Source organism: Shewanella sp. 38A_GOM-205m (assembly GCF_000518445.1).
In the GTDB taxonomy this organism is placed as follows: Bacteria; Pseudomonadota; Gammaproteobacteria; order Enterobacterales; family Shewanellaceae; genus Shewanella; species Shewanella algae.
This window is the reverse complement of sequence record NZ_JADP01000006.1, coordinates 69,508-86,012: the sequence shown is the minus strand read 5'-3', so window position 1 is coordinate 86,012 and position 16,505 is coordinate 69,508. Positions and strand designations below refer to the sequence as shown.

Sequence of the window (16,505 nt, the reverse complement as noted above, 5' to 3'; positions counted from 1 at the left end):
CCGATTCGGTATAACGCTTGAAAGCCAAAGGCCTCCATAGGGAGGCCTTTGTTGTTTGTGCAGGTTTACCCGTCAGTCACGATACGTTTCACCATAGAAGCTCGCCAGCAGCAAAGCTTTCAGTTCACCTATCAAGGGATACCTGGGATTGGCGCCTGTACACTGATCATCAAAAGCATCTTCAGCCAGTTCATCGAGCTTATCCAGGAAATCGGCTTCTTTGACACCGGCTTCCTGAATCGAGGCCGGGATCCCCAAAGCCAGCTTCAACTGCTCGATTTTGGCTATCAAACGCTCGACTTTTTCGGCGTCACTCAGCCCAGCGTCTGTCAGCTTGAGGTGATCGGCAATGGCGGCATAGCGGCAGAGCGCCTTGGGTCTGTCATACTGACTGAAGGCGGCTTGCTTGGTAGGCAGGTCGGTGGCGTTGAAACGGATGACATTGCTTATGAGCAGAGCATTGGCCAAACCGTGGGGCAGATGGAATTCGGCACCCAATTTATGGGCCATAGAGTGACATATTCCCAAGAAAGCGTTGGCAAAGGCGATACCGGCAATAGTGGCGCCGTTGTGCACTTTTTCGCGGGCAATCGGCGCTGCAGCGCCTTCTTCATAGGCTTTGGGCAGGTGCTCAACCAGAAGACTCAAGGCCTGCAATGCCTGGCCGTCACTGTACTCGTTGGCCATCACGCTGACATAGGCCTCCAAGGCATGGGTAATGGCATCGATACCACCAAAGGCTGTCAGGGATTTGGGCATATCCATCACCAGGTTGGGATCCACAATCGCCATATTGGGGGTCAGCTCATAATCGGCGATGGGATATTTGGCACCTGTCTTCTCATCGGTCACCACGGCAAATGGCGTGACTTCAGAGCCGGTTCCTGAAGTGGTGGGGATAGCCACCATCTTGGCCTTGCGTCCAAGTTTGGGGAACTTGTAGATACGCTTGCGAATATCCATGAAGCGCAGCGCCAGATCGGCAAAGTCCACCTGAGGATGTTCATACATCACCCAGATGATCTTGGCGGCGTCCATGGGTGAGCCGCCACCAAGGGCTATGATCACATCCGGTTGGAAGCTCTCGGCCACCCTGGTTCCGGCGCGAACCACAGCCAGGGTAGGATCGGCCTCCACTTCATAAAACACCTCGGTATCCAGCCCCAAGCCTTTGAGGATTTTGATGGTTTCATCGCAGTAGCCGTTATTGAACAGAAACTTGTCTGTCACTATCAAGGCGCGGCGTTTGTCGGCCAACTCTTCCAGTGCTATGGGTAGGCTGCCGCGGCGGAAATAGATGGAAGATGGAAGCTTGTGCCACAACATATTCTCGGCCCTCTTGGCGACGGTTTTCTTGTTGATAAGGTGACTCGGACCCACATTCTCCGAAATGGAGTTGCCGCCCCAGGAGCCACAGCCCAGGGTGAGGGAGGGCGCCAGTTTGAAGTTATAGAGATCGCCGATCCCGCCTTGAGATGCCGGGGTGTTGATCAGAATTCGAGCGGTTTTCATTCGCTCACCGAAACGCTTGACCCGCTGCACCTGGGTATCCTGGTCGGTATAGAGCCCAGAGGTATGGCCGATACCACCGAGTTTCACCAAGGCATCGGCCTTATCCAGCGCCTCGTCAAAGTCTTTGGCGCGGTACATACCAAGCAGCGGCGAAAGCTTTTCATGGGCGAAGGCTTCGGCTTCAGTTATTTCATCCACCTCACCGATCAGTACCTTGGTCCAGTTCGGTACACTGAAGCCGGCCATTTCGGCAATGCGCGCGGCACTCTGGCCAACAATGGCGGCGTTGAGGGCGCCGTCTTTGAGAATAACCTGTTTCACCGCAAGGCATTCTTCGTCACTGAGCAGATAGCCGCCGTGATGGGCGAAGCGCTCCCGCACCGCCTGATAGATGCTGTCGAGCACTACTACCGCTTGTTCGGAGGCGCACACCACACCGTTATCGAAGGTTTTTGACATCAGGATGGAGGCCACAGCCCGTTTGATATCCGCGGTTTCATCGATAACCACAGGTGTGTTACCTGCGCCGACACCGATAGCCGGTTTCCCGGAAGAGTAGGCGGCCTTCACCATACCCGGGCCGCCGGTGGCCAGTATGAGATTTATCTTTTCGTGGGTCATTAGATGATTGGATAGTGCGACACTGGGTTCATCTATCCAACCTATAATGTCCTCGGGAGCCCCGGCCTTGATGGCGGCATCCAGTACTATTCGGGCGGCCGCGACTGTGGATGCCTTGGCCCTGGGATGTGGGGAGAACACTATGGCATTACGGGTTTTCAGGCTGATAAGCGCCTTGAAGATAGCAGTGGAGGTAGGGTTGGTTGTCGGTACTATGCCGCAGATGATCCCCACGGGCTCGGCGATAGTGATGGTGCCGAAGGTGTCGTCTTCTTCCAGAATGCCGCAGGTCTTTTCATCCTTGTACTTGTTGTAGATATACTCGGAAGCAAAGTGGTTTTTAATCACTTTGTCCTCCAGTACTCCCATGGAGGTTTCGGCGGCGGCCTGTTTCGCCAGCACTATTCTGGCATCGGCGGCAGCCAGCGCTGCAGCGCGAAATATCTTGTCGACTTGCTGCTGACTGAAACCGGCGAATTTCGCCTGAGCCTGGCTGACTCTTTCCAGTAGCAGATCCAGTTCCTCGGTTTTGGTGACTTTCATAATCAGTTTCCCGTAAAAAAATTTAACAAAGGCTCATCTTGGTTAAACTCTCTCACATGAAATAAAATTACAACCAAACGGCGTTGTTATCTGTGATCTTGGCCACAGGCATGGCGTTTTATGTAATTCAACAACGTTGGATCTCATCCAGGAGCGAAAAACAACTTTGCATTAGTGTCGACTATACTGCAGCTTTGGCTGCACTGATATTACGAAAATTTATTCGAAGTTGTGACCGAGAATAGAAAATCTCATTTCTGGGGTTTGTTAACTTAGGGTAGAGTATGCACCGTCTCAAGCTACTGTTTCCCGTTGAGTTCCCTACACTGGAAGGATACGAAATTGGATTTGACCCTGTACGTTAAATTTTTCCTCGGACTGGTGGCTATCATCAACCCGGTGGGCCTGTTGCCGGTATTTGTCAGCCTCACCAGTCACCAGACTGAGGCTGAGCGTAATCATACTGCCAAAATATCCAACTTTGCCGTGGTGGTGATCCTCCTGGTTACCACAGTGGCGGGTCAGTATATATTGAATATGTTCAGTATTTCGCTGTCGGCATTCCGAATTGCCGGCGGTACACTGATTGCCATCATCGCCATGTCCATGTTGCAGGGAAAGCTGGGCGAGGTGAAACGCAATCAGGAAGAGGACAGGGAAGCCTCGGCGATGGAATCGGTTGCCGTGGTGCCGCTGGCTTTGCCGCTAATGGCCGGCCCGGGGGCTATCAGCTCAGTCATCGTCTTTGCCGCCGAACATAAAGGCCTGGCCAATCTGCTGGCCATGTCGGTGACTGTGGCCCTGTTTGGTCTGCTCAGCTTTGCATTGTTCAGAATGGCTTCGGTTATCAATAAGCTCCTCGGCAAGACAGGGATTAACGTGATCACCCGTCTGATGGGACTCTTGATGCTATCCATCGGCATAGAGGTGATAGCTGCCGGCTTCAAGGGATTGTTTCCCAACTTACTTGGATAAAATAAAGCGCCCTCGGGCGCTTTATTGTTAGTTGGTTGCGACGATTGTTCATCAGTAATTCTGGCTCAAGTCTATGATGGCACCGCCCTTGGGGCTGAACAGTTGTTGATGCAGCCTGGCGGCAAACTCATCTGTCATTCCCGAGATATAGTCTGCTATCACTCTGTGGCTGTTTTCCCCCTTGCAGTTGGCCTGTTGCCAGCGTGATTGGGTATTGTGGGGCAGGAGCCTCAGAGGATCCGAGGCAAAGGCTTCAAACAGCTCCATCACTATCTGTTGGCCCTTGTACTCCAGCATCTGGATCTCGGGCTTACGCACCACATATTTGAGGACAAACTGTTTCAGCAGCTCCAGCAGCTCGGCAAAGGCCGGTTCCAACTTGGCATTGAATCTGAGCAAGGGTTCGGCAAAGTCCGGGTTCTCGTCGATTTTGATGGCGGTGACCAGCGCATTGACCAGGGTCCCTATGGCATCCTTGCGCAAGTGATGTTTGCGGGAAAACAGCTTGAGATAAATATTCCCGAGCTGGCTTTGGATCCACTCATCTTCAATGGCCTGTAGCGGAGCACGCATATCCTCTTGCCAATTCGCGCCGGTGACTATCCCCATTACTATGGCATCTTCGAGATCGTGCACCGCATAGGCGATATCATCGGCCAGCTCCATAATGGTGCAGTCGAACGACTTGAAGTGAGTGCGTCGGTGCAGCCCTTCCCCCGGGCTGTAATGACTGAGAAAGCTCTGCTTGTCTTTACTGTCCAGCGTCTCAAGTACCCAATCGAGGATAGCTTCATCATCATCGAAAACCCCTTTCACCGGCGGCCATTGGCTCGGCCTTAACTGACGATAGTGACTCAGTTCCGGCTGAGGTCTATCCACTTTCAGTGTGCGTACCGGCGCCGGGTATTTGAGTACACCGAGCAGGGTGCGCCGGGTCAGGTTCATGCCAAAGTGTTCGGTATAGGGTTCGAGCCGGGTAAGGATTCTGAAGGTTTGACCATTGCCTTCAAAGCCGCCGTGCTCACGCATCATGTAGTTGAGCGCCACCTCGCCGCCATGGCCGTAGGGTGGGTGACCTATATCATGGGCCAGGCATAGGGCTTCGAGCAGACTCATTGAGTCGAGCAAAAAGGCCATTTCGGGATAGTGCTGCTTCAACTGGGCGGCAATGCCCGTGCCTATTTGCGAGACTTCCAGTGAGTGGGTCAGGCGGGTGCGGTAAAAGTCGTTCATGCCCACCCCAAGCACCTGAGTCTTGGCCTGTAAGCGCCGAAAGGCGGCAGAGTGCAGAATTCTGGCTCTGTCTCTCTGATAGGGACTGCGATTATCGTCTCGGCGCTGACTGTTATTGGGCTCGCGCCTGGCTTGCCAGTGGGCTTGGCTCATAATCTCTCCTGCTAGAGCAGTTGATTGATTTCATCCAGATCCAGGGTGAAACTGGGAATAAAATGCTCGCGAAAATACGCCACAGCCGGGTCGGGGTTGGCATCCAGCATGGTTTCGAGTCGCTTGCGGGCACTGTTGAACTCGTTGTTTCCGGCGCGTTTTTCTTCGAGACACTTGAGATAAGCGCACAGCGTATCGGCGGACTTGACCAACTTGCGATGGCTGAGCTCGGCGCTATCACTGATAAACAGCGAGCGGTAATCATCACGAAACTCTTCAGGCACCATCTCCAGCAGCCTGGCTTCGGCTATGGCTTCAATCTTCTTGTATTCGGCCTCTATCTCGGCATTGAAGTATTTGACCGGGGTGGGCAGATCGCCGGTAAGAATTTCGCCGGCATCGTGAAAGATGGCCAGGGTCGCGGCGCGATCGGGCGAATATTGGCCATTGAACTTACGGTTACTGATGATGGCCAGCGCATGGGCCACCATGGCAACCTGCAATGAATGTTCCTGCACATTCTCGGGGCGGACGTTATACATCAAAGGCCAACGCTGAATTAACTTCATCCTGGCCAGGTGGGCAAAAAGGTGACTCATACAACTTCCTTTGGTAGCTAAGTTTTTTGCTCGTTTCCCTTACTTTACCTCAGTGGTTAAAGGCTGTCAGTGCCGGGCGGGGATAAAAAAGCCGCCTCGATGGGCGGCTGGCATTGTGTTATTGGCGGTAGTACTCGAGGAAGTCACCGAAGGCGAGCAGGGCCCGTTGTAAGTCTTCCTTATGAGGCAGGAACACCACTCGCAGGTGATCCGGCTCCGGCCAGTTAAAGGCGGTGCCCTGTACCAAGAGAATTTTCTTCTCTTTCAGTAGATCCAACACCAGGCGCTCATCGTCCCTGAGACCGAAACGCTTGCTGTCGATGCGGGGGAATGCATACATGGCGCCCTTGGGTTTCACCACGCTCACGCCGGGAATTTGATTGAGCAGTTCATAACAGATATCCCGCTGCTGAGTCAGGCGGCCATCGATGGCGGTAAGCTCATTGATACTCTGATAACCCCCCAATGCGGTTTGAATTGCATGCTGATTGGGCACGTTGGCGCAAAGGCGCATAGAGGAGAGCATTTCCAGCCCTTCAATATAGCTGCGCGCCGCCTTGAGGTTGCCGGATAGCATCATCCAACCGACCCGGAAACCAGCAACTCTATAGGCTTTGGAAAGGCCATTAAACGTCACAGTGAGAATATCGTCCGACAGGCTGCAGGCCGGAATATGCACAGCGCCATCGTAAAGAATTTTGTCATAGATCTCATCGGCAAACAGTATGATGGAGTGCTGCCGGCACAGCTCAACAATCTCCAGCAACAGCTCGCGACTGTATACGGCCCCGGTTGGATTGTTGGGGTTGATAATCACAATCCCGCGGGTTCTTGGGCCAATCTTGCTCTTGATATCCTCAAGGTCGGGAAACCAGTCGGCCGCTTCATCGCAGCGATAGTGGCGCGCCTTGCCGCCGGCCAGGTTAACCGCTGCGGTCCACAGTGGATAGTCAGGGGAGGGAACCAACACCTCATCATCGGTATTGAGTAGCCCCTGCATGGCCATCACAATCAATTCGGAAACACCATTACCTATATAGATATCTTCGATATCGACACCGAAGATCCCCTGGGACTGGTAATGCTGCACTATCGCCTTGCGGGCAGAGAACAAACCTTTGGACTCACAATACCCTTGGGCCGATGGCAGGTTAAGGATAACGTCACGAACTATCTCTTCCGGGGCTTCAAAGCCAAAGGGGGCCGGGTTACCTATATTGAGCTTAAGAATACGATGACCTTCATCCTCCAACCGACGCGCTTCTTTATGTACCGGCCCTCGAATATCGTAACAAACACTGTCGAGCTTATTGGATTTGATGATTGGCCGCATTACTACCTCGAAACTGGCTGATATGAAAGAGTTTAACCTTCGGCACAATACCTAATTTCAAGCGGCTTATAAAGGGGGATAAAGCCAAATTTTGTATTTGCGGCAGAACTTTCATCTTTTAAACGCCAAAAAGCACCTTTTAAAAAAGATGATACATCTGAATAGGATTTAAATATTAGAGTTAAAAACTACTATCAGGTGTAAATGCTAGCAATTGTCACAATATAGTTTCGGCAATATTTAAAATAAAAAGGCAGTTTAACTGAATGCTTATATGTCAATCATGACAAACGGGCGTAAAATGTGCATGTAAAAGCTATTGAATCATATGGAATTTTTTTGATAATTGCCTGCAAGGTCAAAATTTGCACTGACTGACTCAATTTATGGTTGACTCATATCAAGTTGCGCATTATTTTCTGCGCGATGTTTTTAGCAAGGCTCCAACAAAAGCGACCAGTTGTTACTGTCCGTCTGGCGGAATGCCGTAAATAAAGCAGTTGTTTTGGTGGTGTCTCAACACCCCACATGACTTTATAAGGCCGCAAGGCCACCTTTTTGAGGACCTAAGTGCATGTCTGAGCCGACAGCGTTAAGTCTTGTTCCCCCGATTGTCGTATTGGTGCTGGCCATTTGGCTGCGTCGTCCCATCCTGGCCTTAATCATTGGTGCCGTCAGCGGGCTATTGCTTCTTGACCCCAGTCAGGTGCTGAACAGCTTTGCCGATATCTCTCTCAAGGTGATGGCCGATGAAACCATAGGTTGGTTAATCCTGGTGTGTGGCAGTTTCGGTGCCCTGATAGCCTTATTGGTGCGCACAGGTGGCGCCTTGGCCTTTGGCCGTAAAGCGCTCAAACTCGCCAAAGGGCCACGCTCATCTCTGCTGATGACCTTTGTGCTAGGCCTGGTGATCTTTATTGATGATTACCTGAATGCACTCACGGTCGGCGAAACCATGAAGCGGGTCACCGACAGGTTCAAGATCTCCCGTGAGATGCTTGCCTATGTGGTCGACTCCACCGCAGCACCGGTATGTGTGTTGGTACCGTTATCCACCTGGGCAGTGTTCTTCGGCGGGCTATTGGTCAACAACGGTGTGGCCGCTGAAGGCGAGGGGATCCAAATCTATATGCAGGCGATCCCTTATATGTTTTACGCCTGGTTGGCGGTTGCCATGGTGCTGCTGGTCATCCTTGGCATAGTGCCGGCCATAGGGCCGATGAAGAAGGCGCAGCTCGCGGCGGCGGCCGGCAGTCCGGCCAAAGAGCAGACAGATTTTGACGAAGTTCAGACCTCGGATGAATATGCCGTACGTGCCATGGAGGAGGAGTTCGAGCAGGCGGATAAGCAAGGTAAGCTGCATAACTTCCTGGTGCCAATTTTGCTGTTGGTCGGTTTTACCGTTTACTTTGATATCGATGTCTGGAAAGGCTTGTTGGCAACACTGGTGATTACCCTGCCATATTACGCGGTGCAGCGTTTGATGCCCTTGTCCGAGATGATGGATCAGATGATAGATGGCTTCAAGAGCATGTTGCCGGCCATAGGCACGGTTATCGCCGCCTTTGTGTTCAAAGATGTTTGCGACCAACTGTTGCTGCCCCAGTATGTGATTGAGTCTCTGAGTCCCTTTATGACGCCCAAACTCCTGCCAGCAGTGGTGTTTGTGGCCATGGCGATTCTGGCCTTCGCCACTGGGTCCAGTTGGGGCATTTTTGCGGTGACCATTCCTATTGTGATGCCGCTGGCTCAATCCGTCGGAGCCGACATTCCTCTGGTGATAGGTGCCTTGCTGTCGGCTTCATCTTTTGGTAGCCAGGCTTGCTTCTACTCGGACTCCACCGTTCTGGCGGCGCAAGGGTCGGGCTGTAACCTGGTAAGCCATGCGGTGACCCAGTTACCCTATGCCTTGATAGCAGCAGTACTTACCTTTATTGGCTTTATCATAGTCGCATGATTAGTTGAATGACGGCTGTTTCAAAGCCTGAGCCTACCAACAAAAATCCCCGAGGTTATGCCGCGGGGATTTTTTTCAACGGTTGCCGCAAGAAGCCATCAATAAAAGCGGATGCAAAAGGTTCAATAGCTCGACATATCAAACGCTTCTCGGCAGTATTGTGAATAACGATACAGGGAATTTGCCTTCTATGGTGTTTGTAAGTGAGTACCACAAGACTTAAGGACAGAGCTGCATGCATATATTCTTTGCCATTACTGCACTACTGTTATTACTCATAACACCTCTAAGCAGTAACAAGAGCCGTTGGTTTACCCCATCACCTCGCCAGGCTATGGCTTTTATCAGCGTTCTTTGGCTAATTGTCTGGGGCTGCTCTGCAATTTTCAAAACTATACTTCCCGATGCTTCAGGCTCAGGTGTGATAAGTGCTATTGCAGGCTTGGTACTGGTTATTTTGCTTATTTTTGCCGGTATCTTAATGATCACCCGGATGGATGGAAAACACAGTGCCAAACGAAGTGCGGCACTTAAGGTTTTTCGCGCCAAACAGCGGCAAGATTATGGTCAAACCCCTTTGATTGAACATTTTAATGTTACTCAAAACCAGGATACTGCAGGTCAGCTCATCTCCTTAAACGCGGAGATCGTTTTTAAACGCGATCCCTTAATTGAAGACCACAACATTAAGATAATTGTCTTTGTGGATACCAATAGCCAGACTCAAGGGGCTTCCCTTTATGAAAATGTACTCTTCTCATCCCGCATGGCACTCCAGTGCCAGTCGGAAAGTTCACTCGTCTACCAAGTGGAGATAGAGGCTGCAGAGATAAGGAACGAGCTGAACCGAATAAGAGGCAGATTGAAAGACAGTTCAAATGAACAGTTAACGGGGAAGGATGAGAGTGATATCAAACTCGACTACTCTGTGTATGTAATCGGTCCTGATTATATTACGGAGCTAGCTGAGAAACCCGGTATATGCTTTACCTCTTTGTCTGATGAGGCGCTCGCTTTGCGGGACTATTATCCGGGAGGCTCCCCCTATGAAGCAGCTTACCCTGCCTTATCGAATGAGAAGTTAATGCTCAATACCCGTTTACGACTGACAAACCAATAACAAGATGTGTTTTTACGGTACAAAAAAGCCAGCAACGATGCTGGCTTTTACAAAGGAGGGCGATTTAATTAAACGCGCTTCTTGAATTCACCGGTGCGGGTATCGATTTCAATCTTGTCGCCTTCTTTAACGAAGTCGGCAACCATCACCTTCAGATCTGTACCTACGATAGAAGCAGGCTTCATTACCTTACCTGAGGTATCACCACGGGCGGCAGGTTCAGTGTAACCTACTTCGCGAATGATAGTGGTAGGCAGTTCTACAGAGATGGCTTTGCCTTCGTAGAAAGTGACCTGACAGATCTCTTCCATTCCATCAACTATGTAGTTGATGGCATCACCCATGTTTTCGGCTTCAACGTCATACTGGTTGAAGTCTGAGTCCATAAAGACATACATAGGATCAGCAAAGTAAGAGTAGGTGCACTCCAGGCGCTCGAGCTGAATATCTTCCAGCTTGTCGTCAGCCTTGAATACAGTTTCAGTGCCGGAACCTTGCAGCAGGTTCTTCAGCTTCATCTTTACCACAGCAGCGTTACGGCCGGATTTGTTGAACTCGGTCTTGAGTACAACCATAGGGTTGCCGTCAACCATGATAACGTTACCTGCGCGGACTTCCTGAGCAGTCTTCATTACGTATGTTCCTATATAAGCGGTTTTTCAATTCAGCGCAGAATCTTAGCGGGTTTTGGCCATTAGCACTAGCCTGTTTGCCAGATCTGCTTCATTTATTGCTTCAGCCGGCCATTTTTTTGCGTGTTGCATCAATGTCGGCATGGCAGAATTCAGTGCCAGCCAGCTTTGGTTGGCTTGGGCTCCCTGGTCGCAGTTGAACGCGGTATTCAGCGTTCGCCAGGTTTGGGCGACAAGGGGAGGCAGATTATGGCAGTATCGTGCCATAAAAGCATCCAATTTTACCAGATGTGCTTGTTCTTCCTGCTGATAGATATGCCAGATAAAAGGTTTGGCGGCCCACTGAGCCCTTAAAAAAGAGTCTTCCCCGCGAACTATGTTGAAATCGCAACTCCACAACAGCCGATCATAGCCATCTTGATCTGTCATCGGCAGGATTTGCACCTTGAGTGCGCCGCGACTGAAACTCTGGCCTGCTTGCCAACTGGCAGGATCTTGCCAGTCGACTTTGGGTCCTGAATCCTGGTTAAATTGCTCAAGTAAAGGCGCTATACAACCTAAGCTGCGCCCCTTGGGGACTAACAGTTGTACCCGCCGCTCACTTTGCTGCCAAAGTTCCAGCAACGCCGGCAAGGCTTGGGTCTCGTAGCTGAACAGGCTGATGAGGTAATCATCAGTGCCAATATCACTAAGCCCCATCTTTGCCAAGTGTGCCATGGCGTGTTCAGGCTTTGCTTGCCAGGCATCACGCTCGCTAAACAGAGACTGCTCGCAGATGAGTCCGCCTGACTTTGGGGTAAAGCCCGGAAAGAAAAAGGTCTTTTTGACCCCTTTGAGCGCCGGCGAACTGAGACCGTGGCAATCATCTATCCAGCTCTCGGCGCTGAGATAGTCCAGATTTATCCATTTCGGGGCCTTGGCAAGCTCAGGCAGGCTTGTCAGCACTTCCGAGGGCAAGTCGCAGGCAAAGGCTTCAATCAATACTTCGCCCGGTTGCCAGGCTCGGGGTAGGGGAGACAGCCAATGGATGACTTCAACACCACCAAAGTGTTGACTGACAAGGGCCGGGTTTAACTCGGGTAAAATGTGCGTAAAGCTGTTGAGGTCATCGACCCACAAACGTACTTTAATACCATATTCGCCGGCCAGCTGCCGCGCCAGGCGCCAGGTAACGCCTATGTCGCCATAGTTGTCCACCACAGTACAGAAGATATCCCAATGACGCAGATTATCGGCTTGCATCTTGTTTCTGTTTCCTGAGTAATAGCCAATAAAAAGGCGGCCATATAGGCCGCCGGAGAGTTACCGGGGAGCGAATATCAGTCTTCCAGCTCGGCCAGGCACATCTCTTCGTAAATCTGTTTAACCCAGGCGTCGACACGCTCTTCGGTCAATTCAGGCTGGCGGTCTTCATCTATACCCAGACCAACAAAGTGCTTGTCGTCAACCAGCCCTTTAGAGGCTTCGAAGTTATAGCTGTCAGTCGGCCAATGGCCAATGACTATTGCGCCGCGCTCTTCAACGATATCTCGGACCATACCCATGGCATCGAGGAAGTACTCAGCATAGTCTTCCTGATCGCCGCAACCGAAAATGGCCACCAGCTTATCGGTAAAATCAATCTGCTCCAGCTCAGGGAAGAAGTCATCCCAGTCACATTGAGCTTCACCATAGTACCAGGTTGGGATCCCGAAGATCAGCAGGTCGTATTCGGCGATCTGCTCTTTGGTGCTCTTGGCGATATCCTTCACCTCAACCATCTTCTTGCCCAGTTTCTTCTGGATCATCTTGGCTACAGCTTCGGTGTTACCTGTATCGCTACCGAAAAAAAGACCTACAGTTGCCATTGTCTTTCCTTTAATGTCTAGTTCGCTATTTACTTCGATCTTTCCTGACAGGGGCTAACCTAGCTGCTCCTGAAGGATCAATTCTATTAACTGGCTGCGGCTGATGTTACTGGCCAAAGCCTTCTCATTCAAGGCGTCATATAAATCTTGTGACACTTTTAACTCTATTCGTTTCAGACCCTTCGCCCGATCCCGCATGATCTGGTTACGTTTATTCACCTTGAGCTGCTGCTCGCGGGGCAGAGGATTGCTTCTGGGGCGTCCGCGGCGCTTTTCAGTGGCAAAAAGGTCTATGGTTGTTCTATCTGTTGCTTCTTTTGCCATTTGAAATCTGATGTTTAACCTATACCTGAGCCTTCCCAGGTCATTTGAATTATCCCCTTGGCGACAAAGCCTGCACAGCCAAGGAAGAGTACCAACCAAACAATGAAGCGACCAAACTTGGGTACGTTACCCTGATTGAGTACATCCCTGATGGCCATACCGATAAAAAAGAAAATTGCTGCGAAAAACAGATCCAGTCCAACGGCTTCTATCTGTTGCATATACTGGTTCAACACGCTGCAGCCTCCCGGTGTTCCCTAGCCAAAAAGAGGCGCGAATATAGCATATTGGTTCAGGGGCTGCTACCGCATTTACCCTCAGCAAGGGCTTGGATATTAATCGTTACTGTCAATGAAGTCGGACACAATACGGTTGAATATCGCCGGTTTCTGGGCGTGTAGCCAATGCCCGCACCCCTCCAGAGTCTTGGCTTTGACCTTAGGAAACTGAGCCACAATCTCTTCTTTGTAAGCGGCGGTCACATAGTTTGACTCGCTGCCCCGGATCATCAAGGTGGGCCCTTGATAGCTAAGTTGGCCACCGCAGCGCTCAGGGCCATTATGCCAACCTATGATAGCCGGATAACTGTCAATCAGCCCCGGCAGATTCATCTTCCACTCAAAGCCGGATTCGCCGCGGCGCAGGCTCTTGAGCAAAAACTGCGCCGTCGCCTCATCGATCTCATGATTCAAAAGATGTGCCAGCGCCTGACGTCTGTCTTTAATATCCAAAGGCATGCTGCTTAGGCCGGCAAACACTTTTTCATGTCTCGGCGAGTAGGCCACAGGCGCGATATCGGCGGCGGTCAATGACTGTACCCGCTGCGGATAAGCCAGCGCGGTGGCCATGGCAATCTTTCCGCCCATGGAATGGCCCACCAGATGCACCTTGCCTATAGCCAGTTCATCAAGCAGAGACACAAGCGCTTTTGCAAGCCCAGGATAGTCCATTTGCGGCCAATGTTCGCTCTGACCATGATTGGGGCAGTCTATCCTTATTACCCGATGATTTTGCTCGAGCAGAGCCCCGAGTGATTTAAGATTGTCCAAATCACCGAATAAGCCATGGATCAGCAACACCGGACTACCGCTTCCGGTCGAAACAAAGTGCATACAGCCCCCTCACAGTGAGTTTGTTGCCAGTATTTCAGCAGGGGGCAAATTCTGCGACAAAGGTCAGTATTTGACAAGGATGGATGCGGATTTAACACTGGCTTTGACTGCTTTTTCAACAAATTGGCTGTGCAAGTCATAGGTTTGTAACTCTATTCTCGCATTTTGATGGATTGAGCCTTCCACCGATGGCGAGTTATGGCATACTTTGAGCCAAATCGCAGCCGCGCCCCAGATGTGCTTTGACGGCAATGTCATGGCGGCTGCATAGAACAAGTTGAAACTAAAGGAATCGGGCCATGAAATATATTGAGGTGGATGAGGAACTGTATCGCTTTATTGCCGGGAAAACCGAAAGGATAGGCGAAAGCGCATCGGATATTCTTCGTCGACTGCTGGGCTTGGATGTGACAGCCGTTGAACCCAAGGCACCGGTTGAACTCAGCCAGCCAAGCATGGAGCAGGGTTATCGTCCCAATACATTACCCGAGGCCGAGTCAACCCTGGACTTTGACAACCTGTTTAGCAGTGCGGCTATCGAAGCCCAAAAGGGGGCTGTTGGACGTTTTCTGTTTGCCCTCGAATGTCTCTATAACCAGGATCAGCAAGGATTTGAGCAGGTACTGCAGGTTCAGGGGCGTGATCGCCTCTATTTTGCTACCTCGAAGGAAGCCTTGCTTAAGGCCAGTAAATCGGCCAACCCCAAAGAAGTCGGCAGCAGTGGTTTTTGGGTAACCACCAATAACAACACTGCCAAGAAGCACACCATTTTGTCTGAAGTACTGGAAAAGATGGGCTGCGACGGCGACAAGGCCAAAGCGATTGCTGATAAGGCACTGCCACTTAAGGCATAAATCTGTATTCCAACATCCGCCATCAAGGAGCACTATTTTGGCTATTCATGAGCGGGCCGGTAAAAGGGCCATGCAGAAGGATCTGGTTAATATTCCGCGGCTGATGAGCCACTATTACCGAATTGTCCCCAACTGTGATGACCCGGCCCAAAGGGTGTGTTTTGGTACCTCAGGACACAGGGGCTGCTCCTTCAATGGCAGCTTCAATCAAAACCATATCTGGGCCATTACCCAGGCAGTGGTAGATTATCGCCAATCTCAGGGGATTGAAGGTTCGCTCTATCTGGGCATGGACACCCATGCCTTATCTGAAGCGGCTTATATTTCGGCCATCGAAGTCTTGCTGGCCAACAATGTGAAGTTGGTGGTGCAAGAGAGCCAGGGCTTTACGCCTACGCCTGTCATTTCCCATGCCATAGTTAGCGCAAACCGAAATGCCGCCAAGCTCAGCGATGGCATTATTATTACCCCGTCTCACAATCCACCTCAGGATGGTGGAATTAAGTACAATCCGCCCCATGGTGGGCCGGCAGAAGGTGAGATTACGGCCTGGATTGAGCAGCGAGCCAATGACTATCTCAAGGCACAGCTGGAAGGGGTCAGGAAACTCAACTACGGCGTAGCCGCCAGTATAGGACTCATCAAAGAAACCGATCTTATAGAGCCCTATGTTGCCGATCTCGCCTCTGTAGTAAATATGCAAGCCATCAAAGATGCCGGCGTTCGCATAGGTGTCGACCCTCTGGGCGGCTCAGGCATCCATTACTGGCCACATATTGTCCGCCGTTATGGCGTGAATATCACAGTAGTCAACGACCGGGTCGATCCCAGCTTCGGCTTTATGCCACTGGATAAAGACGGCAAAATCCGCATGGACTGCTCATCGCCTTTTGCCATGGCAGGCCTGCTTAAGCACATGGATGAGTTCGATATCTGCCTTGGGAACGATCCCGACTACGACAGGCACGGGATAGTCTGCCCAGAGACTGGGTTGATGGACCCCAACCACTTTTTGGCGGTGGCGATAGATTACCTGCTGGAGCACAGACCCGATTGGCCGCAGACACTGCAAATCGGCAAGACCTTGGTTTCCAGTGGCATGATAGACAAGATAGTTGCCTCACACGGTCGCAAGCTTTGTGAAGTGCCGGTTGGTTTCAAGTGGTTTGTCAGTGGTTTGAGTGAAGCCATCCTGGCCTTTGGCGGCGAAGAAAGTGCCGGCGCCGCCTTCCTTCGACGTGACGGCACAACCTGGTGCACGGACAAAGACGGTTTTATTCTCGGGCTGCTGGCCGCTGAAATCCTCGCCGTAACCGGCAAAAAACCAGCCGAGCGTTATGCAGAACTGGCTGCCATACACGGTCAATGCTTCTACAAACGGATAGACAGCCCCATCAATGCCAAGCAAAAGGCGCGTTTTGCCACCCTCAATGCAGATACCCTGGGGGCAGAGACTTTGGCCGGAGACAAGATTAAGGCGGTACTGACCAAGGCCCCTGGCAATGATGGTGCCATTGGCGGTATTAAGGTGCTAACCGACAACGGCTGGTTTGCCGCCAGACCTTCAGGCACTGAGGCACTCTATAAAATTTACGCCGAAAGCTTTGTCAGCGAGCAGCATCTGCAGCAGATACTGGAACAGGCGAGAGCTCTGATAACCAGCGCCCTAAAAGGCAAGCCGAACTGAGCT

Annotated in this window: 15 protein-coding genes; 5 read left to right on the top strand and 10 right to left on the bottom strand. The window is 51.3% G+C overall.

The features are described from left to right. Positions 1-72 precede the first annotated feature (72 nt). Complete coding sequence (gene adhE, locus N512_RS0107510) at positions 73-2,676, bottom strand: bifunctional acetaldehyde-CoA/alcohol dehydrogenase (RefSeq protein WP_028779919.1); 2,604 nt, start codon at positions 2,674-2,676, stop codon at positions 73-75. Between the two features lie 342 nt (positions 2,677-3,018). Here adhE and N512_RS0107505 point away from each other — a divergent pair, with 342 nt between their 5' ends. Continuing rightward, a complete protein-coding gene (locus N512_RS0107505; RefSeq protein ID WP_025010407.1) occupies positions 3,019-3,651 on the top strand; it encodes a YchE family NAAT transporter in 633 nt (210 codons plus the stop codon). Positions 3,652-3,702: 51 nt separating this feature from the next. On the opposite strand, the gene N512_RS0107500 is transcribed toward N512_RS0107505, so the two are convergent. The 3 genes from N512_RS0107500 to N512_RS0107490 all read right to left on the bottom strand — a co-directional run bounded on the left by N512_RS0107500 (position 3,703) and on the right by N512_RS0107490 (position 6,969). Beyond that, positions 3,703-5,037 carry an anti-phage deoxyguanosine triphosphatase gene (locus tag N512_RS0107500; protein WP_028779918.1) on the bottom strand — a complete coding sequence of 445 codons (1,335 nt, stop codon included), beginning with the start codon at positions 5,035-5,037 and terminating at the stop codon, positions 3,703-3,705. Positions 5,038-5,048: 11 nt separating this feature from the next. Next, positions 5,049-5,636 carry a 5'-deoxynucleotidase gene (gene yfbR, locus N512_RS0107495; protein WP_025887388.1) on the bottom strand — a complete coding sequence of 196 codons (588 nt, stop codon included), beginning with the start codon at positions 5,634-5,636 and terminating at the stop codon, positions 5,049-5,051. A gap of 118 nt (positions 5,637-5,754) precedes the next feature. Then, positions 5,755-6,969, bottom strand: coding sequence for a pyridoxal phosphate-dependent aminotransferase (locus N512_RS0107490; RefSeq protein ID WP_028779917.1), 1,215 nt, complete (start codon positions 6,967-6,969; stop codon positions 5,755-5,757). A gap of 574 nt (positions 6,970-7,543) precedes the next feature. Here N512_RS0107490 and N512_RS0107485 point away from each other — a divergent pair. Beyond that, entirely contained in the window at positions 7,544-8,926 is a 1,383-nt protein-coding gene (locus tag N512_RS0107485; protein WP_028779916.1) for a Na+/H+ antiporter NhaC family protein, read from the top strand. Positions 8,927-9,161: 235 nt separating this feature from the next. Continuing rightward, a complete protein-coding gene (locus N512_RS0107480; protein ID WP_028779915.1) occupies positions 9,162-10,046 on the top strand; it encodes a hypothetical protein in 885 nt (294 codons plus the stop codon). Between the two features lie 68 nt (positions 10,047-10,114). Here N512_RS0107480 and efp read toward each other — a convergent pair whose 3' ends face one another. The 6 genes from efp to N512_RS0107450 all read right to left on the bottom strand — a co-directional run bounded on the left by efp (position 10,115) and on the right by N512_RS0107450 (position 13,961). Beyond that, on the bottom strand, positions 10,115-10,678 hold the full coding sequence (efp, locus tag N512_RS0107475; protein ID WP_025010405.1) for an elongation factor P: 564 nt from the start codon (positions 10,676-10,678) through the stop codon (positions 10,115-10,117). Between the two features lie 45 nt (positions 10,679-10,723). Beyond that, complete coding sequence (earP, locus tag N512_RS0107470) at positions 10,724-11,920, bottom strand: elongation factor P maturation arginine rhamnosyltransferase EarP (RefSeq protein ID WP_028779914.1); 1,197 nt, start codon at positions 11,918-11,920, stop codon at positions 10,724-10,726. 77 nt (positions 11,921-11,997) lie between these two features. Then, positions 11,998-12,525, bottom strand: coding sequence for a flavodoxin FldA (fldA, locus tag N512_RS0107465; RefSeq protein ID WP_025010404.1), 528 nt, complete (start codon positions 12,523-12,525; stop codon positions 11,998-12,000). 54 nt (positions 12,526-12,579) lie between these two features. Next, positions 12,580-12,849 (bottom strand): LexA regulated protein, encoded by a 270-nt coding sequence (ybfE, locus tag N512_RS0107460; protein ID WP_025010403.1) that lies wholly within the window; start codon positions 12,847-12,849, stop codon positions 12,580-12,582. Between the two features lie 14 nt (positions 12,850-12,863). Further along, complete coding sequence (locus N512_RS0107455; RefSeq protein ID WP_025887393.1) at positions 12,864-13,085, bottom strand: DUF2788 domain-containing protein; 222 nt, start codon at positions 13,083-13,085, stop codon at positions 12,864-12,866. A 99-nt stretch (positions 13,086-13,184) separates the two neighbouring features. After that, the gene (locus N512_RS0107450) at positions 13,185-13,961 is read right to left on the bottom strand and encodes an alpha/beta fold hydrolase (protein ID WP_028779913.1); all 777 of its coding nucleotides are present in this window, start codon (positions 13,959-13,961) and stop codon (positions 13,185-13,187) included. 299 nt (positions 13,962-14,260) lie between these two features. Between N512_RS0107450 and seqA the strand changes: the two genes are divergently transcribed. Next, positions 14,261-14,815, top strand: a complete 555-nt coding sequence (seqA, locus tag N512_RS0107445; protein ID WP_025887395.1) for a replication initiation negative regulator SeqA — start codon at positions 14,261-14,263, stop codon at positions 14,813-14,815. Positions 14,816-14,852: 37 nt separating this feature from the next. Beyond that, positions 14,853-16,502, top strand: coding sequence for a phosphoglucomutase (alpha-D-glucose-1,6-bisphosphate-dependent) (pgm, locus tag N512_RS0107440; protein ID WP_028779912.1), 1,650 nt, complete (start codon positions 14,853-14,855; stop codon positions 16,500-16,502). Positions 16,503-16,505 lie beyond the last annotated feature (3 nt).

Bases quoted from the DNA above. Each gene is read 5' to 3' on its own strand.
- adhE (WP_028779919.1), bottom strand. From the start codon at position 2,676: ATGAAAGTCACCAAAACCGAGGAACTGGATCTGCTACTGGAAAGAGTC.
- N512_RS0107500 (WP_028779918.1), bottom strand. From the start codon at position 5,037: ATGAGCCAAGCCCACTGGCAAGCCAGGCGCGAGCCCAATAACAGTCAG.
- yfbR (WP_025887388.1), bottom strand. From the start codon at position 5,636: ATGAGTCACCTTTTTGCCCACCTGGCCAGGATGAAGTTAATTCAGCGT.
- N512_RS0107490 (WP_028779917.1), bottom strand. From the start codon at position 6,969: ATGCGGCCAATCATCAAATCCAATAAGCTCGACAGTGTTTGTTACGAT.
- N512_RS0107485 (WP_028779916.1), top strand. From the start codon at position 7,544: ATGTCTGAGCCGACAGCGTTAAGTCTTGTTCCCCCGATTGTCGTATTG.
- N512_RS0107480 (WP_028779915.1), top strand. From the start codon at position 9,162: ATGCATATATTCTTTGCCATTACTGCACTACTGTTATTACTCATAACA.
- efp (WP_025010405.1), bottom strand. From the start codon at position 10,678: ATGAAGACTGCTCAGGAAGTCCGCGCAGGTAACGTTATCATGGTTGAC.
- earP (WP_028779914.1), bottom strand. From the start codon at position 11,920: ATGCAAGCCGATAATCTGCGTCATTGGGATATCTTCTGTACTGTGGTG.
- fldA (WP_025010404.1), bottom strand. From the start codon at position 12,525: ATGGCAACTGTAGGTCTTTTTTTCGGTAGCGATACAGGTAACACCGAA.
- ybfE (WP_025010403.1), bottom strand. From the start codon at position 12,849: ATGGCAAAAGAAGCAACAGATAGAACAACCATAGACCTTTTTGCCACT.
- N512_RS0107450 (WP_028779913.1), bottom strand. From the start codon at position 13,961: ATGCACTTTGTTTCGACCGGAAGCGGTAGTCCGGTGTTGCTGATCCAT.
- seqA (WP_025887395.1), top strand. From the start codon at position 14,261: ATGAAATATATTGAGGTGGATGAGGAACTGTATCGCTTTATTGCCGGG.